The organism is Vibrio algicola, from assembly GCF_009601765.2.
GTDB classification, from domain to species: Bacteria; Pseudomonadota; Gammaproteobacteria; order Enterobacterales; family Vibrionaceae; genus Vibrio; species Vibrio algicola.
The window spans coordinates 765,707-790,610 of the sequence record NZ_CP045700.1 but is presented as its reverse complement, the minus strand read 5'-3'; the positions used below and the strand labels follow the sequence as shown (position 1 = coordinate 790,610).

The window sequence follows — 24,904 nt, the reverse complement described above, 5'->3', positions numbered from 1 at the left end:
AATGTTCTTCATCTTTGATAATTGAAATGATGGTTCAATTATATATCAACAGTGTTCTTTTTCTTATTTTTAAGACTGAAATGTGACATCAATAACGAATTAAATTACCAAATAAGAATGAAAATCGTTACTGAACTAAAGATGAAAAAGGAAAGGTGCAATCAGTGCAGCAAAAATGCGGAATTGGATAGAGGACATAAAAATGCCATGTTGTTTTGAGGTTATTTCAAAACAACATGGCATTTAATACTAATCGTAGTAGCTATCTGATCAGCTAATTATTTTGATCGGTATAGGTTAAGCATTTACACAAAAGGATGCATTATTTTAAAATTGTTGACACTTCGGCCACTAATTTAGCTAATTCATCCCATTTTTCGTTATCGATCAAATCGTTCGGGATCATCCAAGTACCACCACAAGCAATAACCGCTGGGATCGCAAGATAATCATTGACGTTTTTAGGATTTACGCCACCAGTTGGCATAAAGGTAATAGGATAAACCGCTGTTAAAGCTTTAAGCATATTCACGCCGCCAGAAGGTTCTGCCGGAAAGAATTTCAAAGTATCGAGCCCCATTTCCATAGCTTGCTCAACCAAGCTTGGATTGTTGACGCCGGGAATGATTGGCACGCCACGTTGCTGGCAATACTTGACCGTGGTTGGGTTAAAGCCAGGGCTCACTACAAAATCGACCCCCGCTTCTATTGATTCATCTACTTGCTTTGCTGTTAACACGGTACCTGAGCCAATTAACATCTCAGGGTAGGCGGCGCGCATATTTTTAATCGCTTGGGCAGCAGCTGGCGTGCGAAAAGTGACTTCTGCGCATGGTAGACCATTTTCAACCAGTACTTGCGCGAGTTTAACTGCTTTATCTGCGTCATGAATTGCAATCACAGGTACCACTTTGATTTCATTAAGGCGTTGATTTAACGTTTTCATTTTGGATCCTTGCTGGAATTTTAAAATAAGTGTTGATTAGTTGAGTGTTGGCATTTTATCACTTGGAATAATTGCGCCCGGAAAGCAAATAACCGTGCCGGCTAATGTGTGTCCCATTTGTGCCGATTGTTCTATCGTGCCACCGAGTAAACGCTTGGCTAAATAACCAGCGCTAAAAGAATCGCCAGCGGCGGTCGTATCCACAATGCCGATGACTGGCTTTGGCGCGACTTCAATACGTTGATCTTCGGTAATAACAAAGCACGCTTGTGAACCACGTTTGATCACTATTTCACTCACTCCTAAGGCTTGAGTGCGATCAATCGCTTGCTGTTCAGAAGTATCACCATACAACATTTCTTCATCATCATAAGTGAGAAAGGCAATGTCGGTTAATTTCAGCATGGTGTTATAAGCTTGCTGTGCTTGCGCTTTTGTTTCCCATAAAGCAGGGCGATAGTTGTTATCAAAGGCAATTTTACAACCCTTGGATTTACACGCGGTTAAGACAGTAAACAGTTTATCTAAGGCTTCAGTTGGCAAGATGGCAAGGCTAACGCCACTTAAGTAAATCAGTTGATTTTGACTTAATGAATCGATAATAGTCTCAGTCGGTCTTTCCAGTAACCAGTAACGCGCCGCGGCATCATTACGCCAGTATTGGAACGTACGCTCACCATCAGGTGTGGTCGAAATTGAATACAGGCCTGGCAGTTTTGTGTCCGATATATGGACTAGATCGGTATTAATGTTTTCTTGCTGCCATGAATCTAGCATCGCAACACTGAACGGATCTTTACCTAAGCCTGTAGCATACGAAGTGGTCAATTGATGCGAGTGGGTTAAACGTGAAAGATACAATGCGGTATTTAAAGTGTCGCCACCAAAGCTCTGCTTATAGGTCGCATCACCTGTATTTTGTAACTCAACCATGCATTCACCAATGATGGCAATACGATTCGCGTGCATAAAAAATTCTCCTTATTCAATCTGACTCTATTATTGACAATCACCGAGTGCAGGTCAATTAAAAATGAAACGTGGTTTTAATTTTAATGTATTCGATGTTAACTTAGCATATAGGTGACTCTATCGTAAATTTGATGTTTCGACGAAATCCATATCATCAAACGTTTGGTTTTCGCCTGCCATTCCCCATACAAAGCTATAATTTTGAGTTCCGCAGCCAGAGTGGATGGACCAACTTGGAGATAAAACAAGCTGATTATTTTGTACAATAATATGACGAGTTTGAGTCGGTTCTCCCATCATATGAAAGACCGCTTGTTGTGGTTTAATATTGAAATAGCAATAGATCTCCATTCTTCTCTCATGCGTATGTGCCGGCATTGTGTTCCATACGCTCCCCGGTGACAGGTGAGTGATCCCCATACATAATTGACAAGTTTGAAGAATATCAGGATGTATATACTGAGTTAATAGACGCTGGTTTGCCATTTCATCAGAACCTAATGAGATTTTATTGGCCTGATCTTTCGTTATGATTTTATTAGGATAGGAATGATGTGCAGGTGTGCTAAGAGCATAAAATTGCGCTTTATTTTCGGTAGTCGAAGGATGAAAATGAATGTTATCAGAACCTTGCCCTAAATAGACACAATCTAAATGGTCTAATATGTAGGTTTCATTACCGCATGTAACCTCAGCTTTTCCTCCTAAATTAACAATGCCGATCTCTCGCCGTTGTAAGAAAAAATCAGTCCCAAATGCTTTATTGTCGATGGCACTCGCTAATGCGAGAGGCTCTGTGGTGGGACAAGCACCGACAGCTACGATTCTATCAATATGACTGTAGATAACATTGGTTGTTCCAGATTGAAATAAGCTTTCAATCAAAAACTCTTGGCGCAATCTATCGGTATCATATTGTTTGGCATCTTCCATGTTTGATGCTTGACGAATTATCATAATAATACTCTCATCATTTGGGTTTGAGTGGCTTAGACGGTCAGAAAAGATTAAATATATGATATACCAAAATGGATTAACCTTAAATGAAATCATATTTTAATTATGATGAGCGTAACGTTTTTTTGTTTGGTTATTTGTGTTTTTGGATGGTGAAAACCTAATGAAATGAGAAGGCCCTCTTAGATAAACCTTATTGTTTTTAGGTGTTTATATGATTGCAAACGCGTTTTGATTGCTATTTTTAGGTACAGATAAAATCGATTGTAAAATACTGAGGAAATAGCCATCAAATTTATATTCTTACAGTGAACTGTGATATAATTATTGGTATAACAAATGTAAGGTTATCGATTATGGAAACGAATACTAAGCTCTATCAAAAAATTGCGGCACAGTTTAAAAATGATATTAAAAACAACCGCTATCAAGTGGGTTCAATGTTGCCCGCAGAAAGGGTCATTTCTGAACAAATGGAAGTGAGTCGCACTGTGGTACGTGAAGCGATGATCATGCTTGAGGTTGAAGGCTATGTTGAGGTTCGCAAAGGCTCTGGCATCAAAGTTGTGAATTCAAAACCATTGACCCAAGTTCATGCAGAAGAATCGCCAATGGAAAGTTGGGGACCATTTGAATTACTGCAAGCTCGTCAATTATTTGAAAGCAGCATTGCGGAGTTTGCCGCGACTCAAGCGACTAAGCAAGATTTAGTCGCTTTAATGAAAATTCAGGATCAGGCTAGAGTTGATGATAACTCTCGCGATTCACATTGGGACCGAGAATTTCATATTCAATTAGCTCGCTGTACTCAAAACTCGGCAGTGGTACATATCGCTGAATTGCTATGTAATCATCGAGAAAATAATCCGTATTGGAAAAAATTACACGAACATATTGATGAAGAAAAAATTAAGAGTTGGTGTCATGATCACGATGCAATTTTAAAAGCGTTGATGAAAAGGGATGCTGAAGATGCAAAACAACAGTCTTGGATGCATATAGAAAAAACCAAGAAAATGCTGTTTGATGCCAGCACTGAAGATTATGACCGATTTCTATATTCTGAAAGTACGTTACTATAATTAACTATATGGATACTCCCCCAGTGACTTCTCCTGGGGGGGCCGAAATTAAAGTTACTTTGAGTTAAATTAAAGTCGCTTGGGTTAAATTAAAGAGTCACGCCTGTTTTAAAGACTGCAATTTCCTTAAAATCATTAATTTCATTTCTAGCTTGCTTCCCATTCACAACCGAAACCACTAGGTCGATAAACTCGTTAAGAAGGATATCCATTGGCTTATTTTCTACTAATTGACCAGCATTGAAATCGATCCAATGAGGTTTTCGCTTTGCTAAACTTGAATTTGTCGCAATTTTTAGTGTGGGGACTGGACCGCCGTAAGGGGTGCCTCGCCCAGTAGAAAATAGAACCATATGGCAATGTGAAATAGTAAGGGCAGATGTCGCAATAGCATCGTTACCCGGTGCGCTTAATAGGTGTAAACCGCGCTTGTGAATACGCTCGCCATAGTGCAATACCTCAATAACCGCGCTTTGGCCGGATTTCTGAGTACAACCTAAGGATTTTTCTTCTAGAGTGCTGATCCCTCCCGCTTTATTGCCCGGAGACGGGTTCTCATAAATTGGCTGATCATGGTCAATAAAGTATTGTTTAAACGCGTTAATCATTTCGACGGTCTTATCAAATATGAGCTGATTTTGACAACGTTGCATCAAAAGATGCTCTGCACCAAACATTTCGGGAACTTCAGTTAAAACACTCGTGCCACCGTGGCTAATTACATAATCTGAAAATTGTCCGAGCAAAGGATTAGCGGTAATACCTGATAATCCATCGGAACCACCACATTCCAAACCAAAATTAAGCTCATGAATATGCCCAATCGAACGTTGGTCATTTTCCATTTGATGGTATAGATCATTCAAAATGGATAAACCAGTATCAATTTCATCGTCATGTTCTTGGCAGACCATAAACTTTATTCGATTCTCATCAAATTCACCTAGGGTTTCTTTGAATGCTTTTATTTGATTATTTTCGCACCCTAAGCCTAAAACCAATACGCCACCTGCATTGGGGTGTAATGCTAAATTTTGGAGTAATAAGCGCGTATTGTTATGATCATCACCTAATTGTGAGCAGCCAAATTGATGATTAAAAACGTGGATACCATCAATTTTTTCACAGTCATTGTGTTGTAAAAACTGTTTTTTCATCATAGAGCCAATCGCATTCACGCAGCCGACAGTCGGAATGATCCATAATTCATTTCGAATCCCGATTTGGCCATTAGCGCGACGAAATATATTGATTGCTCTGTTGGAGAGTGGGCTAGATACCGTTTGATGCTTGGCTTGATAGGAGTATTCGGTGATCTTATTAAGATTTGTTTTAATATTATGTTGGTTTACAACCATGCCTTGTTTTATATCATTTAGAGCATGTCCAATAGGTGCACCATATTTGAATATATGATCGCCCGTTTTTATATTCTTAAGGGCAACTTTATGGCCCTGAGTGACGGTTTCTTGAGTCTTGAATGTTAGACCATTTACGTTCATTTCAACGTTCTGCTCTAGATCGGTTAATGCTACCGCGACAGTATCTTTGGGGTGAATATGCAACAGTTGGCTCATATGGCCTCCTAGAGAAAAATTTCGATAATTATGGTGATGCCAACCTAATATAATATGTGATTTTGGATCTGATACACTCAAGCGATTAGGTGAGGTAAGTTTATTGGGTAAGTAATAAGTGAGAGGCGATCACTCCTCTCACTTTTTTTGGGGGAACTATAATCTAAAATATTCTTTTGCGTTGTTATAGCTAATGTCGGCGACCATTTTACTTAATAAATCAAAATCATTTGGCGCTTCACCGTTTTCGACCCATTGGCCAATCATTTGACAAAGGATTCTGCGGAAATACTCATGACGAGTATAAGATAAGAAGCTGCGGCTATCGGTCAGCATACCGACAAATCGGCTGAGTAAACCAAGTTGAGAAAGTTGCGCCATTTGACGCTCCATTCCGTCTTTTTGGTCATTAAACCACCAACCAGAACCAAATTGAATTTTTCCTGCGATCCCACCACCTTGGAAATTACCGCACATTGTGGCAAGCACTTCGTTATCTCGTGGATTTAGAGCGTATAAAATGGTTTTAGGCAGCGCATCATCTTTATCTAGCGCGTCCAATAATTGTGATAAAGGTTTGGCGATCAATTGGTCATGAATGGAGTCAAAACCAGTATCTGGACCAAGTAAGGTCAACATTCTGCTATTGTTATTACGAATCGCACCAATATGATATTGCTGCACCCAATCACGTTTTGAATATTCACGCCCAAGAAAAACTAATACTGCAGTTTTAAATTGCGCAACTTCATCATCTGAGAGCGGCATTAATTGCAAGCCTTTCAATAAGATTGCATCAAGTTGGGCGGGAGTGGACTCTGCATAAACAACGGTGTCTAAACCATGATCAGAAACTTTACAACCATGTGCAGCAAAATAGTCTAGACGTTTGTTTAACGCGGTAGTTAAAGAATCAAAGTTCTCAATGTTGACATCAGAAACTTTGGCTAATTGTTGGATATAAGCAGGGAAGGTCGGTAAGTTTACATTATAAGCTTTATCTGGTCGCCAGCTTGGCAGCATTTGAACATCAAAACTCCCATCATCGGCGACTTTTTTATGTGCACTGAGATCATCAATAGGATCATCCGTTGTGCCCACCATCTCAACATTCATCTTTTTCATAATCGAACGTGCACTAAATTCAGGAGTTGCTAGCATTTCGTTGCATTGATCCCATACACGTTCAGCATTGGATTCATTTAATGTTAGGTCTGTAATACCAAACGGGCGACGTAATTCTAAATGTGTCCAATGATAAATTGGATTACCAATTGTATTTGGAATTGTTTTGGCAAAGGCTAAAAATTTCTCTTTATCTGAAGCATCCCCCGCACAATATTTTTCTAATACACCATTACTGCGCATAGCTCGCCATTTGTAGTGATCACCACGCAGCCAGATGTCAGTTAGGTTACTAAAGCGATAATCATCAGCGACCTGGCCTGGGATCAAATGGCAGTGATAATCTAAAATAGGTAAGTTGTGAGCAACTTCGTGATAGAGACGACGAGCCGTTTCATTATGCAGAAGAAAGTCTTCACCAAGGAATGGTTTCATTAGGTTTTCCTTAAGTTGTTATACTGATTTATCAAGTATAAGCCACTAACATTTAAAAGAGCAATAGCTATTAAAGTAGCGGTTTAATTGTGCGATATCACGCAAATAGTAGGGTTTAGTGATGTTTTTTTAGTGATCAACTTCAAATAATGTAACATTTTGTAAGTTTAATTTTGTTTTGTTGATCTTGGTTCTGGTTTTAGATGTCATACCAATACATAGTATGGCTAATCAAGAGGTGATATATGTCATTTTGGTCTGACCAATGTTAGGTTGGATGATAAATTATCATTAATATCAAATGGATATAATTTAACTTGCAGCATAAAACAGATCTAAAGAGGATAAAATGATTGTAAAACAATTCAACAACTATCTAGGAAAGGCACTGGAGTACTTGCTCGCTTTTTTTATGATAGTCATGATTATTGCAGTTGTATGGCAGGTATTTACTCGCTTTGTACTTCAAGATCCGGCTAGTTTTACCGATGAACTCTCTCGTTATTTACTAATGTGGATTGGTATTTTAGGAGGGGCGTATACCTACTCAATTAAACGTCACCTTGCATTAGAATTATTGGCTTCGAAGTTAGAAGTAAGAGGTCAAAAAATACTTGGCATTATCATTAACCTTATTATTTGTGCATTTGCTGCTGTTGCCCTGATTTATGGTGGCGGTGAGATGGTGAGTTCAACCTTACGTCATGGTCAGATTTCACCAGGTATTGAGATTTTTGGTGAAAGCTTAAAAATGGGTTACGTATATTTAGTGGTTCCTTTTTCAGGCGTGCTTATCCTTTATTATGGTTTAGTTGATATTTGTGAATCCGTTATATCACTTGTTTCGCCTAAAAATGAAACTCAAGGAAAATAAACAATGACTTTACTAGATTTATTATTTTCAGCACACTTTCTCGCCAATGCGCCAGATGTGTTCTTTGATTTTATTCCTGTCGCTGTATTGTTTGGCGTATTAGGTGTTTTATTACTTATCGGCGTGCCAATTGCATTTTCAATTGGTATCGCTGCGATATTAACTATATTCATTGACTTTCCTCTCGATCAAGCAATGGTGCTTAGTTCACAAAAATTTGCTAATGGGCTCGATAATTTTGGTCTGCTCGCGCTGCCCTTTTTCATCGTTGCTGGGAATTTAATGAATCGAGGAGGATTAGCTTCTCGACTGATTAACTTTGCCATGATATTTGGTGGCAAACTTCCAGGTTCGTTATCTCATGTTAACGTACTAGCCAACATGATGTTTGGTTCTCTTTCTGGTTCAGCTGCGGCTTCTGCTGCTGCGGTTGGTGGCATCATGAAACCATTATACGATGAGCATGATTATCCACCGGAGTTTTCTGCTGCTGTGAATGTGGCTTCATGTCCTACGGGTTTATTAATCCCACCATCAAATATCTTGATTTTATACGCACTTGTTAGTACCACCTCTGTGCAGTATCTCTTCATTGCGGGTTACTTACCTGGTTTGTTAATGGGACTGGGCATTATGATTGGTATCTTCCTTTTAGGTAAACGTTTTGGTATCCCAGCTCAACGTATCGTCTTTAAAGAGAAGAAAAGAAAAGTTGTCCTTGATGCCATACCTAGCTTAAGCCTAGTTGTCATCATTATGGGGGGTATTTTAGGCGGTATCTTTACCGCGACGGAAGCTTCAGCTATTGCGGTGGTTTACAGTTTGATCCTTGGTATTGCTTATCGTGAATTAAAGATGAAAGACATGCTTCCTTTATTGATTGAAAGTGTGGTTACTACCTCGATAGTTCTTCTTATGGTTGCGACATCGTCAATGATGTCTTGGTCAATGGCAAACGCTGACATCCCAGGATTCATTGCTGATTTTGTTTTAGCAGCATCGAATAACCCAATAATGGTTATGCTGTTAATGAACGTGATTTTGTTGGTAGTTGGTACCTTTATGGATATGACGCCAGCGGTATTAATTTTTACCCCGATATTCTTACCTATTGCGACTCAATTGGGTATTGATCCTATTCACTTCGGTATCATTTTAGTCTTTAACTTGTGTATCGGAATTTGTACTCCACCTGTAGGAACTGCGTTGTTTGTTGGTTGTAGTGTGTCTGGTACTAAGTTAGGTCAGGTTGTACCTAAATTATTGCCTCTATTTGCAATCATGGTTATTACACTTGCTATCGTTACTATATTCCCTGAGATATCTCTCTGGCTACCTCGCCTTGCGGGCTATCAACAATAATAAAAAGGAACATTTGAATGAAAAACATGAAAAAACTACTAATGTCAGTCGCTTTAGTATCAGCTATGGCATTTCAAGCTCAGGCCGCGACATTAAAGCTTGCGCACGCATTGCCAACGGAACATCCGGTGCATAAATCACTGACATGGTTTGCTCAGCAAGTGAAAGCTGAAACTCATATCCGCGTTAAGGTATATCCAAACGGTACTTTAGGAGATGAAACGAATCTATTGCAAATGGTTCAAAATGGAACTATTGCCTTTACTAAAGTCAGTGCTGCTCCTTTAAGTACTTTTGCGCCAGATTATAATATTTTATCACTGCCTTACTTATTTAAAGATAAAGCAAGCTATGACAAGGTATTAGAAGGTCCAATTGGTGACGAAATCTTAGCATCATCTGAAAAATCAGGCTTTATTGGCCTTGCATTCTTAGATGCAGGTGAGCGTAGTTTCTATGCCGATAAGCCAATCAAAGAGCCTTCTGATTTGAAAGGTATGAAAATTCGTGTGCAAAACTCACCAATTTCTATTGATACCATGAAAGCATTAGGCGCGACAGCGGTACCACTACCATACGGTGAGTTGTATTCAGCGCTTCAACAAGGTGTTGTAGATGGAGCAGAAAATAATATCCCATCTTATTACTCTTCTCGTCATTATGAAGTTAAAAAATATTTCTCATACGATATGCACACCATGGTTCCTGATGTCTTAGTGGTATCTACGACGGTTTGGAATAACTTAACGCCAGACCAACAAGTGGCGATTCGTAAAGTCGCTAAAGAAACTGTTGAGCAACAAAAGACCAACTGGAACGCGTATGTTGATAAATCATTAACTGATCTTAAAGCGCAAAAAGTGAACTTTGTGAACAGTGATATCCCTGCATTCCAAGAAGCAGTGAAACCTGTATATGAAAAATTCAAAAAAGAAAATCCAGATTTGGCTGATATGTTAAACCAAATTCAAGATGCTCAAAAATAATTAACACCAAGCATATGCGGTTCGCTGCATATGCTTTACTTTATTGGATATAAAAATGAATTTACTTTCGAATCAAAATATTGCGCAAGCTAACGCAAAAATTAAGCCAAATACACAAATTCAAGCATCGACTGTTGGCATTGTTCATTTAGGTTTTGGCGCTTTTCACCGAGCTCATCAAGCTTTAATTACAGATACGCTTATGCGTGAAATTGGCGGTAACTGGAAAATTGTTGGTGTGAATTGGGGTGGTATCGATGTTAAATCTCAATTAAGTCCACAAGATAATTTATATACAGTTGGTGTTGGTTATAACGAAGATCTAACTCTACATGTTGTTGGTTCTGTAGACCGTATAATTAACAGCGATGAAAGCGACGAAGTTCTAAAATACATGCACAGTAGTGATGTGAAGGTTGTATCACTAACGATTACTGAAAAAGGATATTGCCATAATCCCGCTAATGGGCATTTGAATTTAGAGCATCCATTCATTGTGCATGATTTGGCTAACCTAGATAAACCAAAATCGGCGATCGGATTTTTAATCAATGCGATTCAATATCGTCGTAACAATAATATTGCACCATTTACTCCATTAACATGTGACAACTTACCTGAGAATGGTCATGTTCTTGAGCAAGTAGTCTTAGATTTTGCCGAAGCTTATGATCCTGAGTTACATACCTGGATTAAAGCGAATATTAAATTCCCTTGCACTATGGTTGACCGAATTGTTCCAAGAACAACGGATGACGATGTGAAGAAAATAGAACAAGTCCTAGGTTTAGTCGATCATGCTTGTGTTATGACCGAACCATTCTTGCAGTGGGTTATTGAAGATAAATTTATTAATGAAAGACCGGCTTGGGATCAAACCTCGATTTCTAATATTGTATTCACTGATAATGTGGTGCCATTTGAAGAAATGAAGCTACGTTTATTAAATGGCACACACTCTGCTATTGCTTATCTTGGGTATTTATCAGGTTACCAAACCGTCTCAGAAACGATGAACGATGATAAATTTAAAACGTTTGTACGGTATTTGATGGATACAGAAATTTCACCTTCTATCCATATTGAAGGTATAGATTTAGGCGCTTATAAAGATTCCTTGATTGAGCGCTATGAGAATGCGGCATTACAACATCGTACATGGCAAATCGCGATGGATGGCTCACAAAAAATTCCACAGCGTTGGTTAGAAACCATTCAATATGGCCTAGACAATAATGTTCAAATTAAAGGCCTATACCTTGCGTTAGCCGCTTGGATTAAGTATGCAAGTGGTATCGATGAGCAAGGTAATGATATTGATGTACAAGACCCGCTGAAAGAGACCTTTACTGATATTTGGGCTAACAATAAAGAATCCGAGTCTTTAATTAATGCATTTTTATCAATAGAACAAATGTTTAATAAAAAAATAGCGGCTAACGAAACATTCAAATCGAACTTATTATCAGCATTGAATACATTGAATGAACACGGTGCGAAAGAATCCGTTCATCAATTCGTAATGAATAAATAGGAAATAATTTAAATGAAAATGACATTTAGATGGTATGGCGAAGGTAATGATCAAATTACGTTAGCCAATATAAAGCAAATCCCAGGCGTTGAAGGCATTGTGTGGTCATTACATGATATGCAAGCAGGGGAGTTATGGAGCGAAGAGCGGATCCTCGCGGAAAAGAAAATCATTGAAGATGCTGGCTTTAATATCGATGTTGTCGAAAGCGTTAATGTCCATGAAGACATTAAGTTAGGCTTACCGAGTCGTGATAAGTATATTGATATATATATCGAAACATTACGCCGTTTAGCCAAAGTTGGCGTAAAAGTCGTGTGTTATAACTTTATGCCAGTTTTTGATTGGACTCGAACAGAGCTGTATAAAGAGATGGAAGATGGTTCTAATGCTTTGTTTTTTGAAAAAAGTAAGATTAATGATATTGATCCAATAGAACTCATTGAAACTATTTCTAAAAATGTTGAAGTTACCATGCCGGGTTGGGAACCTGCGCGCCTGGCGAACCTAAAAGAAACATTTGAGCAATATAAAAATTGTGATTCTGAAAAACTTTGGGAAAACTTACAATATTTTCTAGAGAGAATCATTCCAGTATGTGAAGAGTGTGATATTAAAATGGGTATTCACCCAGATGATCCTGCCTTCCCAATATTTGGCTTACCTCGAATTATCATCAATAAAGATAATATTAAGCGTTTCCTTAAGTTAGTTGATAATCCATATAACGGTTTAAGTTTATGCTGTGGCTCATTAGGTTCAGCTGCCAATGATATCCCTGATATTATTGATGAAGTACATGATCGTATTCACTTTATCCATATTCGTAATGTAAAACGCTTTGAAAATGGTGATTTTATTGAATCATCGCATCGTGCTTGTGATGGCTCTGTTGATACGGTTAAAGTGATCCAAACACTGCATAAATATAATTACCAAGGATATGTTCGCCCAGATCATGGCCGCCATATTTGGGGTGAAGAAAAATGGGCTCGTCCTGGTTATGGTCTATACGACCGTGCACTTGGGATCATGTACATTCTTGGTGTTTGGGATAATTTAAACAGCAAATAATCACTTTGATTTTCATTACTATTATAAAAACGCCTATCCCGAAAGATAGGCGTTTTAATTTATAATAATGAGTGTATGAAGACTATTTAAATGAACAATATAAGGAATAGATGGGAATTGGTCGGAATAAATGGGATGGATTTGGTTTGAGGCTAGGAAAAACAAAGGGTTTGAGGCGTTTTGCTTCAAACCCTTTTTTGTATTTTAGGTGTTGATGGTGGAAATTTCAAAATGAACAATTTTTTGAAATTATGAAAATCAGCCCTAGTAAAATGAACAATTTGGAAAAGGCTTTATTTTGTTTTTAAAGTGCCTTTAAATTTTTAAATCAGTTGCCCAGGTCTTTAGCGATGTGAACCACTTGGCCTATCACTTGGAACTGGTGCTGCTCTTCTTTTTTGATGTCCATCATGCTGTAAGCTTTGTTGTCGCTAATTAAACGCCACGTGCCCACCATGCTTTGGTAACGCTTCACAAACAGCTCCTCACCGTTTCTAAAAACATATATGTGCCCATCTTGTGGAACGGTGCGGCCTAGGTGCACCACTAGCGTGTCGTTGTTGTTGATCGTTGGTTCCATGCTGTCGCCTTTGGCCCATACAATCGCTAAATCCTTTTCGCTAAAGCCTCGCCACTTCAACCACTTGCGCCTAAACGCTAGGTGTCTGCATGGTTCTTCTTCACCGCCTAAAGGGTTTGTACCGTGTCCGGCTGAGACTTGAATTCTATAGCCAGGAATAAGAACAAACTCATTATAAAATTCGAGCATTTCATTAGAGGCAGCATAGCTTTCTGCTACATCACTGATTCCGAATATAGGCTTCATAGGCTCATCTATTGCTAGCATTTCGCCTCTGCCTGTCGCTAACCACTCTAGGTTAACACCCTCTCTGCACGCAATTTGGTGCGCTATATTTAGATTTGGAATGGATCCGTTTTTGACATAAGCATTTACGGTAGATGCTCCAATCCCCCAATCCTCAGCTACTTGCCTCGCACTTCTGCCTTTCATCAAAAGCAAAATTCTTTCTGATAACGATCCATTTCCTTTGTTTTCAATCGGATCGTTAGAAGAATTTGAGTCTTTTTCGACCATATTCTTTAAACCCATTGTCGTATCTAGCCTGAGCCACATTTAGCCCAAAAGAAACGTAATTTAGAAAAAGATCTAAATTTAGCTGTTGACAAGAACTATATTTAGATCAAGAATTGATTTTACGAACTAAGTTTAGTTACTTAGTGCATGTAGTAATAAAGAGATACTAGCAGATTGGGGGCTAAGAATGGAAACAAAAACCGATATGCCACGAGCATTGATTGTTGCTCACTTAAAAATGAAAGGCTGGAGTGTTGCCAAATTATCTATGCACCACGGGTATCACAGAGGAACATTAAACAATGCTTTATGTGCTCCTTGGCCGAAGGGTGAACGTCTAATTGCAGATGCACTAAATATGGCACCAGAAGATATTTGGCCGAGTCGTTACCCTGAAGTTGAGACGAAAGGAGTAGCTTAATGTACTTCACAGCCAAAGAAATAGCTGGCGTGACGGGCATGCCAAAGCTAGAGCGAAATTGTTTAGCCAGACTGAATAACCTATTTAGTCAGCGAGATCTAAATCCTGAATTTAAACGCAAGCGGCAAGGCACTAAAGCGTTCGAATACCACATTTCTATTTTACCGCTTGCCACACAAGCTGCGCTTTACAAGCGTGAAGGCAAAATCAAAGTGGGTGATCAGGTTTTCGATTTACCAAAACCCAAAACCACTTCTTACTGTCGCGAAGCATTATGGGTGCGTTGGAACAAAGCTGGCACTCGTGCGCAAGAAAAAGCGCAAGGTGTACTAAAAGCCGTGCAGACCGTTAGCGAACTTGTGCGCTCTGGCATTGGCAAAATGGCCGCTTATGAAACCGTTTCAAATGAATTCGGGATCAGCAAAATGAGCCTACGCCGCGCCTGTTCCAAAGTGAAAGATTTTGCACCGGAAGACTGGGCACCTGCATTGCTTGATCGCAATAAAGAAGTCGCGTCTGAAATCAAATCGAAACGCTTTGCCTACATCACACCTGCTGCGTGGGATTTTTTCAAAGCCGATTACCTACGCCTAGAACAACCAACTATGGCCGCTTGTTACGAGCGCTTAATCGAAGCTGCTCCACAACACGGCTGGAAAGTACCTAGCCTAAAAAGCCTAGACCGCCGTATTCGCCATGAAGTACCACATCAACAACGAGTGATGCTACGCAAAGGTGAGCACGCATTAATGAGTTTATTCCCAAGCCAAGAACGCAGTGTTGATGGCTTGCATGCCCTTGAATGGATTAATGGCGATGGTTACCAGCACAACGTGTTTGTGAAATGGTTCAACGGTGAAATTCTTCGTCCTAAAACATGGTTTTGGCAAGACATCTACTCGCGCAAAATTGTGGGTTGGCGTTGTGACATCAGCGAAAACACCGACAGCATTCGCCTATCACTTATGGATGTGTGCGAGCGCTACGGCGTACCAAAAGAAATCACCATAGATAACACCCGCGCAGCGGCAAACAAATGGATGACTGGCGGCGTTCCTAACCGTTACCGCTTCAAAGTCAAAGAAGATGACCCACTTGGCATCATCCCGATGCTTGGTATGAAGCTGCATTGGTCAAGCGTGATCTTGGGTAAAGGTCACGGTCAGGCAAAACCTATCGAACGTGCGTTTGGTGTGGGCGGCCTAGATGAAATGATCGACAAACACCCACTGTGTGCAGGTGCCTACACTGGCCCTAACCCAATGGCAAAGCCAGACAACTACGCAAGCAAAGCGATTGATGCAGAAGAGTTCCTAAAAGCGCTCGCGGCTGGTGTTGAGATGTACAACAGCAAGCAAAACCGCCGCACTGAAATCTGCCAGGGCATGATGAGCTTTAACGATGCCTTTAACGCCAGCTATGCAGAAGCACCAATCCGTAAAGCGACTCAAGAGCAGCTGCAATTGATGATGCTACAAGCGGAAGCCATCACGGTGAACAAACAACACGCCACCATCACGCTTGATGCAGGCGGCAGCTTGAAAGGTCGTAAGAACCGTTACCACCATGAAGCCCTGTTTGATTACGTAGGGCAAAAACTGGTGGCACGTTTTGACCCACTCAAACTGCATGACAGCGTAGAAGTTTACACCCTACAAGGCGTGCGAATTTGTACAGCGGAATGTTTAGAGAAAGTCGGCTTCGGCGACACTCAAGCCGCTCGCGAACACAAACGCAAACGCACTCAATTTACCAAAGCCAACAAGATTGCCGCACAAGCGCAAACCGATATGGATGCGCTGGAAGTGGCCGCCATGATGAAGCCGCTTGAAGAAGAGTTCATCCCAGAAACCAAAGTGGTTGAGCCATTCCGCCCTGTGTCCATTGGCAACACCGCTGCACAAGTCCATGTGGATGAAGATCTGGATGAAGACTACGAAGCCAATTATGCGCAAAACCTTTCGTATCTTGTGGAACAGAAGAACAAAAACCGCCTTTAAAACCAATTTAAACCGCCGATAAACGGAGCAATTTATGACTAAACAAATGGAAAACGTGATCACTTTAGGCCAACCCCAAGCGACTGAAACCGATGTGTTAATGCGTGTTCGTACTTTGGTTGACTCAAAAGTGGTTACATCATCGCAGCTAGCGAAAGAGATCAGCGTGTCGCCTGCCACGCTAAGCCAAATCATCAACAACAAATACCAAGCCGACCCTAGCAAGATTGTTGAGAAGCTTGAGAAATGGTTGCGCATGCGTGAATCACGTAAAGCAACGCCAAGCCAAAACCCCGGCTTTGTGATGACAACCACAGCACAGCAAATCACTAACGATTTGACCTACGCCCAAGTGACCGAATCGATTGTCGTGATCTACGGCGCATCCGGTGTCGGCAAATCAGAAACCCTGCACGAGTACCAAAAGCAAAACAACAACGTGTGGATGGTGACCGCTTCGCCAAGCCGTTCAAGCCTGACCGAATGCTTATATGAAATTGCGATGGAGCTAGGCATGGATCAAGCGCCACGTCGCAAAGGCCCATTAGCGCGAGTGATTCGCCAGCGCCTAAAAGGTACAGAGGGTTTGATCATCATTGATGAAGCCGACCACCTCGATTACCCAACCCTAGAAGAGCTGCGCATTCTGCAAGAAGAAACAGGCGTAGGCATGGTGCTAGTAGGTAACAACAAGGTTTATACGCAGCTAACGGGTGGCCGACGCAATGAAGATTTTGCCCGTTTGTTCTCACGCATTGCGAAAAAGCGCGGCATTCACAAAACCAAACAAGCCGACGTTCGCGCCATTGCACAAGCGTGGAATGTTCTTGGCGAAACCGAAAACAGCCTGATGTTCCAAATCAGCGAACGCCCGGGTGGTTTACGTCTATTAAGCAAAACCCTAAAGCTTGCGGCCATGTATGCCAAAGGCGGACAGATTACCGAAAAAGGCTTACGCACTGCGTTTGCTGAATTAGAAACCAATGAGTGAGGTGTGAGATGACTGTTGTAAACAAGAGTAAAGAGACTATCGCAACCCACAACGGGGAAGCTTATTTATGGATAAAGGACTCACAAGGCCAAGTGTTCAAGTTTGATCGCGTTGCGCACATGGTAGACGGTGGCGTGGATTTAGACCAAATGAGACCTGATGAGTGCTTGTTGGCTCCCGGTCACATCTATCGATTTGATAAGGAGTTAACCAATGATGCACTTTAACGAAAAACGCCGCGCGGTTCGCAATGCCATTGAACGCTTAGAACGTGAAGGCGCTGCTGTGATTGGCTGGAACGTCAAACTCGCTATTCCAACCATCACTATTGAAATGCCGCCTGTGTCGTTGATGACCAAAGCCTACACGGTCACAGAGCGTAAAGCAGGCAAGCGTGTGACTAGCCATGTCGCCAAGCTTAGCGGCTGCTTAGTTCGTTGGTACGACAGCGAACTACCAGAAGCCTTTTTTATCACTCAACACCTAAACCCATACGCGCCAGAGCTTATCGCTTCATGGCCGACGAACTTATAAGAGAAACGACTATGACTACCCAAAACCCAAACCAAGCACCTGAAGGCTACCGCTTTAACGCACAAAGCCACCTAGTACCTGAGAGCCAAATCAAAGCGATTGATCTCATTCGTGATGATGTGGTGATGACCATAGTGCAAGAAGCTCGCATCCAGCAGCAACGCCTTGCCACTTTTAAAGCAGGAGCCATGAACAAGGTCGCCGACTTTGTAGACCTATCCGCTGAAGAATACGGCGTGAACTATGGCGGCACTAAAGGAAACGTCACACTGGTTTCATTTGATGGCCGCTACAAATTGCAACGAGCTATGGGTGAACACCGCGTGTTTGATGAACGCATTCAAGCCGCGAAAACCAAGATTGATGCGTGTATTCAACGCTGGTCGGAAGGTTCAAGCGACCAAATCAAAGCCCTTGTGGATCATGCTTTCCGTGTGAATAAACAAGGCCACATTGATGTAAACCAGGTGCTGAGTTTGCGCCAATTAGATATTGATGATGCGGAATGGTTAGACGCCATGGAAGCGATTGCCGATTCAATTCAAATCACTGGCACCAGTTCTTATTTGCGCTTGTACGAGCGTCAAGAGAACGGCGCTTATACACAAATCCCACTCGACATTTCAAAACTGTGAGGTCGTTATGGCTCAGTCAAACCAACTACTTGATTGCCCGATGCGCCGTGAGTTCTTGCTAAAGAAAATGCAAGAACGCACACCAGACGAGTTAATTGAGCAAATTCAACAGGCGGCCAAAGGCGACCCGCGCAAGGAGTTCAACAAAGGCGTTGCCGCTACCTGCCAATGGTTACTTGGTCTTGGTGATAAACCCTTTGGAGGAAATGACGATGCCACGCAGTAATGAGCTTATTCCTTGCATCATGCTGCACAACCGCATGAGTAAAGAACAAGCCGAAGCGTGGGCAGACAAACATTGTGGGGATTGGCGCAATACCCCACTACCCAAAGCGAAGCGGATCAAGTCAATCGCTTCAAATGAAAAGGAATGGGAAGAATGAATAAACAAAAAATATTAGATGATTTATTGAAAATTTTTGATGAACAAATCGAAGCTGAAAAAGAATCACGATCAGAAAAAGATAAAGACTCTATGAGCCAAGGTGAAGTTTCAGATTGGCATTACGATGATGGCCGTGTTGATGGTGTCGATACTGGTCGATTTTTAGTTGAAGAATATTTTCAAGGATTAGAAGAGCAGCCAAATGAATAACCCTTACACCTGCATACACAGCAAACAAGCAATAGAAAACCAGTTGGAACTTGCGGAAGAAAAACACCACAGCGATGTGTACATGCAAGGTGTAGTCGATGCCCTGATGTGGGTACTAGGGCAAACCCCACCGCCAGCCGAAGACTAACCCGAACGAAACAGATAGCCGAACAGTTAGCGGTTATCTGTCTATCTAGCGTCGTGGCTAGGTACTGATGAGTAGCGAAGAGGTTTTTATGAGTACAGAAATAACCAAAGAAATGTGGAAAAAAATTGAAGATGAAATGTCTGATGGTTGGGTAAGTATCGTCTTTGACTACAAAGGATATGAAGTAGGTGTTGAGCGCGTTCGAGCTTCTGAATCTAAAACATGCCTGCAAGTTTATATTGATGGGATCATTAAAGGTGAATGGGTGAGCTTTTCAGGGAACGATGGCATTAGTGATAAAGCGCCAGCGATTCTAGCTGATGTGTGGTGTAAGAAGACCAAATCGAAATACGACACAAAATTTAAAACTAGCATGACGAAAATATGGGGGAAACGTCGAGTTACAAAGAAATATCCAGATCTTAATGATAAACATGTTTTCCATGTTCCAACGTTTTCTAAAGCTTCCGTAGTGTGTCGTCAATTTAAAAAGCTTGAAGGCATTACTTTGGTTAAGTCTAAAAGCTCTTTCACGGGAGATTTGTAATGAAAGCCAAGTCCTCAACAGAAAAGCTACGTGAATATGTAGACTTATTTTTAAATAGCCCAACCTCAAATGTCCATGATTTAAAAATACTACCCAATTACTTTAATGCACAGTTATCAGGAGCTAAGCGTTTTGAGGTTCGTTGTGCAGATCGTGATTACAACGTAGGTGACTTTTTAGTGCTTAATGAATGGGATGGTGAAAAATACACAGGCAGAAAGCTTGAAGTAACGATCACTTATATCTTGGGTGGCTATGACTTTGATGGTCTAGTTCCTGGCTTTGTCATTCTTGGTACAAGTGATGCAGTTGAGGTGAAGCAATGAAACTCACCCGTTGCCCTGTGTGCCACTGCAACATTCACTTGGATGCGTTAATCCAAGACCAAGCAGGTCGTGACTTGCTTGGTGATGTGGCGGCACTGCCTGATTTTATCGCTCGTCCATTGTTGAATTACATCGGCTTGTTTCGTCCGCTCAAGTCAGATTTATCCAATGGTCGTGCGCTGCGCCTCATGCGTGAAGTCACCGATGAATACAAAGCGGATCATCTACTTGCTTCCGCCTTGATTGAAACGGTCAACAAACTGCGTGAAAAGCGCATTCAGTTTCAAGACGTGAAGCCACTCGCCAACCACAACTATTTAAAGCAGGTATACAAAAGCCTAGCGGTAAAAAATAACGTAGCAATGCCTACAGAAAACCACACTCACCAAGGCAAAGCGGAAGCGGTACAAACCACCAAGCCTGATGATAGCCAATGGTACATCGAGCAAGCCACTCGCATGGTGAAGATGGGCATCGACCCACTCGGTGAGAAAAGCACCATTGCAAATAAGTTGAAAGAAATGAACTGGAGACCGCCATGTCAGCAATGCTAAAAATGGTACAGATTGGCAAGCGTCAGTTGAACTTAGATGATGATGTTTACCGCGATATGTTAGAGCAAATTACAGGCCAACGAAGCTGCAAAGGCTTGAGTGACGCCAAGCTAAAACAAGTGGTCGATTGGATGAAAACCAAAGGCTTCAAAGTGAAGCGCAAGCCACGCCCAAGAGCGGAAGAAGTCACGGTTATTCGAGCTATTTGGATCACCATGCACCAACAAGGTTTTGTGCGTAACCCCAAAGACCTAGCAATAGACGCCTACTGCAAACGCATGACCAAACAGATTAACGGCAAAGGCGTAGAACGCGCTAACTGGATGAACCAAGAACAAGCCGCTTATGTGTTGGAAGCGTTAAAACGTTGGCATGTGCGTTTAATGGATGAAGCGTGTATTGCGAACGGCTGGCGTAAATGCCGCAATGAATACGGGAACTTACCCAGTCATGCCGTAATGAGCGCGCATTACGACATAGAACATCGAAAACATAACCCTATCGACTAACCAAAACGCCCAATTCAACGGGCGTTTTTTTATTGCCTACCTTTCTCATTATTTCCCATTCCGGAACATCTATACGATATCGGTTGACGTGTTTTTAATCACCGCTAACAATTCCCATATTAAGTGGGAATAAGCGAGATTAATAATGACAGAGCAAAACCTTGATATGTTGGGCTTTGATGACGTGTCGATTGAAGCGATTAAAGATTTAGACACCGAAGATTGCCGATGGCCGGAAGCCATGCGCCAAATGTACGATATTTTAAAGCATGAGCTTATCGAGGCTGGCGTGAGTGAAGAGTTAGCCATTCGTCAGTTAAGCAGTATTTGTAAAGCCTTTGGTGGCATGCAGTTCTACTTGCCACGAGGCAACCAACTTGCAAACGAGATTAAACACTTGCACATTTGGAACGAGTTTACAGGCAACAATGTCACTGAATTATCTCGTAAATATGATGTGAGTATGCAACACATTTACCGAGTTATTGCTAAGATGCGTAACCGCGAAGTGAAAAAACGACAACATGATTTATTTTAGAAGGAATTATTATGACTATTTTTGATTTATTGGTAGCAATTATCGTGGGCTTAATTACCGCATTCCCTTTGTGTAAAGTAGCGCAGCGCGTTGGCTTGAAATCTGATTGGTGGGTAATGTTGGTTCTAGTTCTTATTCCTGTATTACAGTTGCCATATCTTTACTACATTGCTCTAAGTCAGTGGAAAAAGTGAGGTAATCATGGCCAAGAACTTAGCCTTTGATTCTGCTTTTGATTTTGTTTGCAAGCAATTAAATGTACCGAGTGCAGCGTTAAAATCTTTGCATAAGATTCTATCTAAGAATATCAATGACAGAAGAAACGCCCTAAAACAAGCAATTGAAATTTTACCTTATAACTGGATGTGTGAATCTATTTCGCCAATTCTAATTGGTAACAAGAAAGATGATATAAGTAAAAACCATATTGATTTTTTAGTATTTAGAATCATATCTTTGACCAGAGTGAATGAGCAATGGGATCGCATTCATAGAACTAAGCGAGTAATGCCAAACCTGTTACTTCAGCGTGGAACATTTATTCTAGATTGCGCTATCCACGAACCCGATAATGGTAAGGTATTTTCTGTCGATGATGAATATTGGACTACGCACCCATTAAATGAAGATCTGACATGTAATTGCTCTATTAGACAATTAAGCCGACACGAACACCCATAAACAACAACCAACGTTAATCCGCTTACCCCCTTAATAAAAAGCACAATCGAGTAAACAACTTACTCGGCGGTGCTTTTTTTATGTCTCAAGATTTTCCATTTAATACTCGTGATTACTCGCTCTCTTTCTGCCATGCGTTAATGTTCGTGTTAGAAAAAGAAGGTGGGCTAACGGCTGATGGCGGCTATGTGGACGACCCTCAAGATCGTGGTGGTGAAACCAAGTTTGGTATTAGTCAGCGTGCGTTTCCCCATGAAAACATTGCTGATCTAACCATTGATGACGCCGTTGCATTGTATTACGCCCACTACTGGTTAGTAGCAAGCTGTAATGATTTACCTGACCCTCTTTCGTTAGCCGTCTTTGATGCTGCTGTGCAACACGGCGTTCGTGCCGCCATTAAGATGCTGCAAGAAGTCGCTGGCGTGGTAGCCGATGGCATTTATGGCCCTAAAACCCATGAAGCGGTTTACGCCAAAGACGATGAATACCTGCTTTCTGTTTATCACCTACGACGTGCTCGTTTCTACGCTCGCATTATCAAGAAGAACCCGACACAAAGTCGCTTTATTGAGGGCTGGCACAACCGTCTAAGTGATTGCTTAGAAGCGGCTTGGGAGTTGGTGTGATGTCTTTTTATAAACTCAACCCCGATCTAAAAAATGCCCGAGCCTTTGAGCGATTCAAAGATGGTCGTAAAGCTCGCTTTAATGATGAATTAAATGACCTTCAAAACGGGATTGAACCGCGTTTACACAAAGCACCTTTGTACAGCCATAACTCAACTTGGCAATCACAATTTCGCCGTGGTTTTGAAAGCGTGACCGCCAATGACTTAGCCCAGTTTCGTTATCGCTATGCGGAAAATCAAAAGCAGCAAGAGTTAAAAACACCACTGCATCCTCGTATTCAATCGATTCTCAGAAATCAAAATGAAAGGAACGCTCATGCCAACCACTAAACCCAACGCTTTAAAAGAGCTGTTTACCAATGACGACAACCGAACCAGTACCACAGGCACTTTGCATGTGCTTGGGTTCTTCGTTCTCTCTGCCGTGCTTTTGTATTCGGTGTATTTAGACCGCAGCTACGTGCCGGAACTGTTCACCACCTTGGCCATTTTTAGCGGCGGCGCAGTCGTGACCAAGGGCGCTGTCTCTGCTTACAAATCCAAAGTGACCAAGGTGGGTTCATGAGTTTTTCAATCATGACGTATTTGATTGCGGGTGCTGCCGCTGCCTTTGTTTTCCTGTTCTGGCTAATGAACTACTACAAAGCCAAATCGAAACGCATTGCGGGGCAGCTAGAGCAAGCGAACGTGATGAACGCACAATTGCAAACGGAGATAAAGCATGTGCAAATTAAGCAAAAAATTGAAGCAGATAACTTTGCTCTTGATGGCGATCAGCTTGATGAGCGGATGCGCGAGAAAGGTTATTACCGTCAGCAATAGCGGCTGTACCAGCTTTGGGTTGATTTATGCCAGCCCACAAGACACCGATGGCACCAAGCGTCAGGTGTTAAACCATAACGAAACTTACGAGGCCATTTGTCCTACAAAGCCTCTGAACAAAAAAGAGAGCAATCAATGACAGATGTAATCGACCAAGCCGCCAAGTTAGAACAGCGGCAGCGAGATGCTGCTATTGCCCGAGCAAGGCAAGTGACCGAACAAAAACCGCAAATGATTGATGGTGACACTATTGTGTGTGCGTGTTGTGGTGAGCCTATTCCATTAAAAAGATTAGAAATCAACCCTGCTGCCACTTTATGCGTAGCGTGTAAATCACAGTTAGAAAAGGAACGATGAGTGGACATTAATGATTTAAAAGTTTGGTGGCCTATTGTCTGGGCTGGAGTGTTGAGCGTAGTACAAGTGATTCAAATGCTGTTATCTAAAACTTATGCAAAACGTGAAGATTTAGAAACGGCAAATCAAAAAATTAATAAGATCAATAACTACATTTCGTCACTGCCGACACATGATGATAACCACAAACTCCGTTTAGAAATGGAAGTTACTCGTGGCGAAATCAAAGAATTACGGGCGGCATTAAAGCCAGTTGATCACTTAACCAAGTTATTGCTTGAAAAAGAAATGAAGGAATAGTCATGAGCATGCATGAAGTTTTACAGCAAGACCGCCGTCTTGTGATGTTGCGGGTGCTGAATGAGTCACCTGCTTATACGGCCAATGAGTCTATTTTAGATTCTTCGCTCGATGCGTACGGTCATCGTATCAGTCGTGATCTTGTGTTGTCTGAAATGCACTGGCTACAAGAGCAAGGCTTAATCACCTGCAAAGATATGTCGGGCACCTTGGTCGCCACTATCACTCAACGCGGTAGTGATGTTGCTGAAGGCCAAGCCACTCATCCTGGTGTGAAACGTCCGCGCCCTTAGAG

General features: G+C 41.5%; 36 protein-coding genes and 1 other RNA gene. 31 read left to right on the top strand and 6 right to left on the bottom strand.

Annotated elements, in window-relative coordinates; all coding sequences use genetic code 11:
* Window positions 1-322: 322 nt before the first annotated feature.
* The 3 genes from GFB47_RS15480 to kduI form a co-directional block, all read right to left on the bottom strand.
* The gene (locus GFB47_RS15480) at window positions 323-946 is read right to left on the bottom strand and encodes a bifunctional 4-hydroxy-2-oxoglutarate aldolase/2-dehydro-3-deoxy-phosphogluconate aldolase (RefSeq protein ID WP_153448867.1); all 624 of its coding nucleotides are present in this window, start codon (window positions 944-946) and stop codon (window positions 323-325) included.
* A 36-nt stretch (window positions 947-982) separates the two neighbouring features.
* Entirely contained in the window at window positions 983-1,915 is a 933-nt protein-coding gene (gene kdgK, locus GFB47_RS15475) for a 2-dehydro-3-deoxygluconokinase (RefSeq protein ID WP_153448866.1), read from the bottom strand.
* Window positions 1,916-2,035: 120 nt separating this feature from the next.
* Entirely contained in the window at window positions 2,036-2,875 is an 840-nt protein-coding gene (gene kduI / locus GFB47_RS15470; protein ID WP_153448865.1) for a 5-dehydro-4-deoxy-D-glucuronate isomerase, read from the bottom strand.
* Between the two features lie 356 nt (window positions 2,876-3,231).
* Here kduI and GFB47_RS15465 point away from each other — a divergent pair, with 356 nt between their 5' ends.
* Window positions 3,232-3,957: a GntR family transcriptional regulator gene (locus GFB47_RS15465; RefSeq protein ID WP_153448864.1), complete on the top strand. Its 726-nt coding sequence runs from the start codon at window positions 3,232-3,234 to the stop codon at window positions 3,955-3,957.
* Window positions 3,958-4,046: 89 nt separating this feature from the next.
* Here the strand turns inward: GFB47_RS15465 and GFB47_RS15460 are convergent, their stop codons facing one another.
* Both GFB47_RS15460 and uxaC read right to left on the bottom strand, forming a co-directional pair.
* The gene (locus GFB47_RS15460; RefSeq protein WP_153448863.1) at window positions 4,047-5,534 is read right to left on the bottom strand and encodes a UxaA family hydrolase; all 1,488 of its coding nucleotides are present in this window, start codon (window positions 5,532-5,534) and stop codon (window positions 4,047-4,049) included.
* A gap of 156 nt (window positions 5,535-5,690) precedes the next feature.
* Window positions 5,691-7,094 (bottom strand): glucuronate isomerase, encoded by a 1,404-nt coding sequence (uxaC, locus tag GFB47_RS15455; protein ID WP_153448862.1) that lies wholly within the window; start codon window positions 7,092-7,094, stop codon window positions 5,691-5,693.
* Between the two features lie 349 nt (window positions 7,095-7,443).
* Between uxaC and GFB47_RS15450 the strand changes: the two genes are divergently transcribed.
* Genes GFB47_RS15450 through uxuA form a run of 5 tightly spaced genes read left to right on the top strand, consistent with a single transcriptional unit; the run spans window position 7,444 to window position 12,924 of the window.
* Window positions 7,444-7,968 (top strand): TRAP transporter small permease, encoded by a 525-nt coding sequence (locus tag GFB47_RS15450; protein ID WP_178306533.1) that lies wholly within the window; start codon window positions 7,444-7,446, stop codon window positions 7,966-7,968.
* 3 nt (window positions 7,969-7,971) lie between these two features.
* Window positions 7,972-9,330, top strand: coding sequence for a TRAP transporter large permease (locus tag GFB47_RS15445; protein ID WP_153448861.1), 1,359 nt, complete (start codon window positions 7,972-7,974; stop codon window positions 9,328-9,330).
* 17 nt (window positions 9,331-9,347) lie between these two features.
* The gene (locus GFB47_RS15440) at window positions 9,348-10,316 is read left to right on the top strand and encodes a TRAP transporter substrate-binding protein (RefSeq protein ID WP_153448860.1); all 969 of its coding nucleotides are present in this window, start codon (window positions 9,348-9,350) and stop codon (window positions 10,314-10,316) included.
* Between the two features lie 55 nt (window positions 10,317-10,371).
* Window positions 10,372-11,850 carry a mannitol dehydrogenase family protein gene (locus GFB47_RS15435; protein WP_153448859.1) on the top strand — a complete coding sequence of 493 codons (1,479 nt, stop codon included), beginning with the start codon at window positions 10,372-10,374 and terminating at the stop codon, window positions 11,848-11,850.
* A gap of 12 nt (window positions 11,851-11,862) precedes the next feature.
* Window positions 11,863-12,924 (top strand): mannonate dehydratase, encoded by a 1,062-nt coding sequence (gene uxuA / locus GFB47_RS15430; protein ID WP_153448858.1) that lies wholly within the window; start codon window positions 11,863-11,865, stop codon window positions 12,922-12,924.
* A gap of 328 nt (window positions 12,925-13,252) precedes the next feature.
* Here uxuA and GFB47_RS15425 read toward each other — a convergent pair whose 3' ends face one another.
* Window positions 13,253-14,035: a LexA family transcriptional regulator gene (locus GFB47_RS15425; RefSeq protein ID WP_225874332.1), complete on the bottom strand. Its 783-nt coding sequence runs from the start codon at window positions 14,033-14,035 to the stop codon at window positions 13,253-13,255.
* Window positions 14,036-14,207: 172 nt separating this feature from the next.
* Here GFB47_RS15425 and GFB47_RS15420 point away from each other — a divergent pair, with 172 nt between their 5' ends.
* From GFB47_RS15420 to GFB47_RS15300, 25 genes are all read left to right on the top strand, one after another.
* Entirely contained in the window at window positions 14,208-14,441 is a 234-nt protein-coding gene (locus tag GFB47_RS15420; RefSeq protein WP_153448445.1) for a helix-turn-helix domain-containing protein, read from the top strand.
* The gene (locus GFB47_RS15415; protein WP_153448446.1) at window positions 14,441-16,441 is read left to right on the top strand and encodes a transposase domain-containing protein; all 2,001 of its coding nucleotides are present in this window, start codon (window positions 14,441-14,443) and stop codon (window positions 16,439-16,441) included. The genes GFB47_RS15420 and GFB47_RS15415 overlap by 1 nt, the downstream gene beginning before the upstream one ends.
* 34 nt (window positions 16,442-16,475) lie before the next feature.
* Complete coding sequence (locus GFB47_RS15410; RefSeq protein ID WP_225874331.1) at window positions 16,476-17,432, top strand: AAA family ATPase; 957 nt, start codon at window positions 16,476-16,478, stop codon at window positions 17,430-17,432.
* An 8-nt stretch (window positions 17,433-17,440) separates the two neighbouring features.
* On the top strand, window positions 17,441-17,659 hold the full coding sequence (locus GFB47_RS15405) for a hypothetical protein (protein WP_153448447.1): 219 nt from the start codon (window positions 17,441-17,443) through the stop codon (window positions 17,657-17,659).
* Window positions 17,646-17,966, top strand: coding sequence for a hypothetical protein (locus GFB47_RS15400; protein ID WP_153448448.1), 321 nt, complete (start codon window positions 17,646-17,648; stop codon window positions 17,964-17,966). Before GFB47_RS15405 ends, GFB47_RS15400 begins: the two co-directional genes overlap by 14 nt.
* A gap of 11 nt (window positions 17,967-17,977) precedes the next feature.
* Window positions 17,978-18,601: a DUF3164 family protein gene (locus GFB47_RS15395; RefSeq protein WP_153448449.1), complete on the top strand. Its 624-nt coding sequence runs from the start codon at window positions 17,978-17,980 to the stop codon at window positions 18,599-18,601.
* Window positions 18,602-18,608: 7 nt separating this feature from the next.
* Complete coding sequence (locus tag GFB47_RS15390) at window positions 18,609-18,827, top strand: hypothetical protein (protein ID WP_153448450.1); 219 nt, start codon at window positions 18,609-18,611, stop codon at window positions 18,825-18,827.
* The gene (locus GFB47_RS15385) at window positions 18,814-18,984 is read left to right on the top strand and encodes a hypothetical protein (RefSeq protein WP_178306495.1); all 171 of its coding nucleotides are present in this window, start codon (window positions 18,814-18,816) and stop codon (window positions 18,982-18,984) included. Before GFB47_RS15390 ends, GFB47_RS15385 begins: the two co-directional genes overlap by 14 nt.
* Window positions 18,981-19,196 carry a hypothetical protein gene (locus tag GFB47_RS15380; protein WP_153448451.1) on the top strand — a complete coding sequence of 72 codons (216 nt, stop codon included), beginning with the start codon at window positions 18,981-18,983 and terminating at the stop codon, window positions 19,194-19,196. The genes GFB47_RS15385 and GFB47_RS15380 overlap by 4 nt, the downstream gene beginning before the upstream one ends.
* Window positions 19,189-19,344 carry a hypothetical protein gene (locus tag GFB47_RS15375; RefSeq protein ID WP_153448452.1) on the top strand — a complete coding sequence of 52 codons (156 nt, stop codon included), beginning with the start codon at window positions 19,189-19,191 and terminating at the stop codon, window positions 19,342-19,344. Before GFB47_RS15380 ends, GFB47_RS15375 begins: the two co-directional genes overlap by 8 nt.
* A 3-nt stretch (window positions 19,345-19,347) precedes the next feature.
* Window positions 19,348-19,425: hammerhead ribozyme type II (locus GFB47_RS15370), an RNA gene on the top strand.
* Window positions 19,412-19,891 carry a hypothetical protein gene (locus tag GFB47_RS15365; RefSeq protein ID WP_225874330.1) on the top strand — a complete coding sequence of 160 codons (480 nt, stop codon included), beginning with the start codon at window positions 19,412-19,414 and terminating at the stop codon, window positions 19,889-19,891. The genes GFB47_RS15370 and GFB47_RS15365 overlap by 14 nt, the downstream gene beginning before the upstream one ends.
* Window positions 19,891-20,217, top strand: coding sequence for a DUF3850 domain-containing protein (locus GFB47_RS15360; protein ID WP_153448454.1), 327 nt, complete (start codon window positions 19,891-19,893; stop codon window positions 20,215-20,217). Before GFB47_RS15365 ends, GFB47_RS15360 begins: the two co-directional genes overlap by 1 nt.
* Window positions 20,214-20,771 (top strand): hypothetical protein, encoded by a 558-nt coding sequence (locus GFB47_RS15355; RefSeq protein ID WP_153448455.1) that lies wholly within the window; start codon window positions 20,214-20,216, stop codon window positions 20,769-20,771. The genes GFB47_RS15360 and GFB47_RS15355 overlap by 4 nt, the downstream gene beginning before the upstream one ends.
* On the top strand, window positions 20,756-21,280 hold the full coding sequence (locus GFB47_RS15350; RefSeq protein WP_153448456.1) for a gp16 family protein: 525 nt from the start codon (window positions 20,756-20,758) through the stop codon (window positions 21,278-21,280). The genes GFB47_RS15355 and GFB47_RS15350 overlap by 16 nt, the downstream gene beginning before the upstream one ends.
* A 145-nt stretch (window positions 21,281-21,425) precedes the next feature.
* Window positions 21,426-21,818, top strand: coding sequence for a Mor transcription activator family protein (locus GFB47_RS15345; RefSeq protein ID WP_153448457.1), 393 nt, complete (start codon window positions 21,426-21,428; stop codon window positions 21,816-21,818).
* An 11-nt stretch (window positions 21,819-21,829) separates the two neighbouring features.
* Window positions 21,830-22,012: a hypothetical protein gene (locus GFB47_RS15340; protein WP_153448458.1), complete on the top strand. Its 183-nt coding sequence runs from the start codon at window positions 21,830-21,832 to the stop codon at window positions 22,010-22,012.
* A gap of 7 nt (window positions 22,013-22,019) precedes the next feature.
* On the top strand, window positions 22,020-22,499 hold the full coding sequence (locus GFB47_RS15335) for a structural protein (protein ID WP_153448459.1): 480 nt from the start codon (window positions 22,020-22,022) through the stop codon (window positions 22,497-22,499).
* Window positions 22,500-22,579: 80 nt separating this feature from the next.
* Window positions 22,580-23,128: a glycoside hydrolase family 108 protein gene (locus tag GFB47_RS15330; protein ID WP_153448460.1), complete on the top strand. Its 549-nt coding sequence runs from the start codon at window positions 22,580-22,582 to the stop codon at window positions 23,126-23,128.
* Complete coding sequence (locus GFB47_RS15325) at window positions 23,128-23,460, top strand: hypothetical protein (protein ID WP_153448461.1); 333 nt, start codon at window positions 23,128-23,130, stop codon at window positions 23,458-23,460. The genes GFB47_RS15330 and GFB47_RS15325 overlap by 1 nt, the downstream gene beginning before the upstream one ends.
* Window positions 23,447-23,695 (top strand): DUF2644 domain-containing protein, encoded by a 249-nt coding sequence (locus GFB47_RS15320; protein WP_153448462.1) that lies wholly within the window; start codon window positions 23,447-23,449, stop codon window positions 23,693-23,695. The genes GFB47_RS15325 and GFB47_RS15320 overlap by 14 nt, the downstream gene beginning before the upstream one ends.
* Entirely contained in the window at window positions 23,692-23,952 is a 261-nt protein-coding gene (locus GFB47_RS15315) for a DUF2681 domain-containing protein (protein WP_153448463.1), read from the top strand. The genes GFB47_RS15320 and GFB47_RS15315 overlap by 4 nt, the downstream gene beginning before the upstream one ends.
* A gap of 135 nt (window positions 23,953-24,087) precedes the next feature.
* Window positions 24,088-24,309 carry a TraR/DksA C4-type zinc finger protein gene (locus GFB47_RS15310; protein ID WP_153448464.1) on the top strand — a complete coding sequence of 74 codons (222 nt, stop codon included), beginning with the start codon at window positions 24,088-24,090 and terminating at the stop codon, window positions 24,307-24,309.
* Entirely contained in the window at window positions 24,310-24,609 is a 300-nt protein-coding gene (locus tag GFB47_RS15305) for a DUF2730 family protein (protein WP_153448465.1), read from the top strand.
* Window positions 24,610-24,611: 2 nt separating this feature from the next.
* Window positions 24,612-24,902: a VpaChn25_0724 family phage protein gene (locus tag GFB47_RS15300; RefSeq protein ID WP_153448466.1), complete on the top strand. Its 291-nt coding sequence runs from the start codon at window positions 24,612-24,614 to the stop codon at window positions 24,900-24,902.
* Window positions 24,903-24,904: the final 2 nt, after the last annotated feature.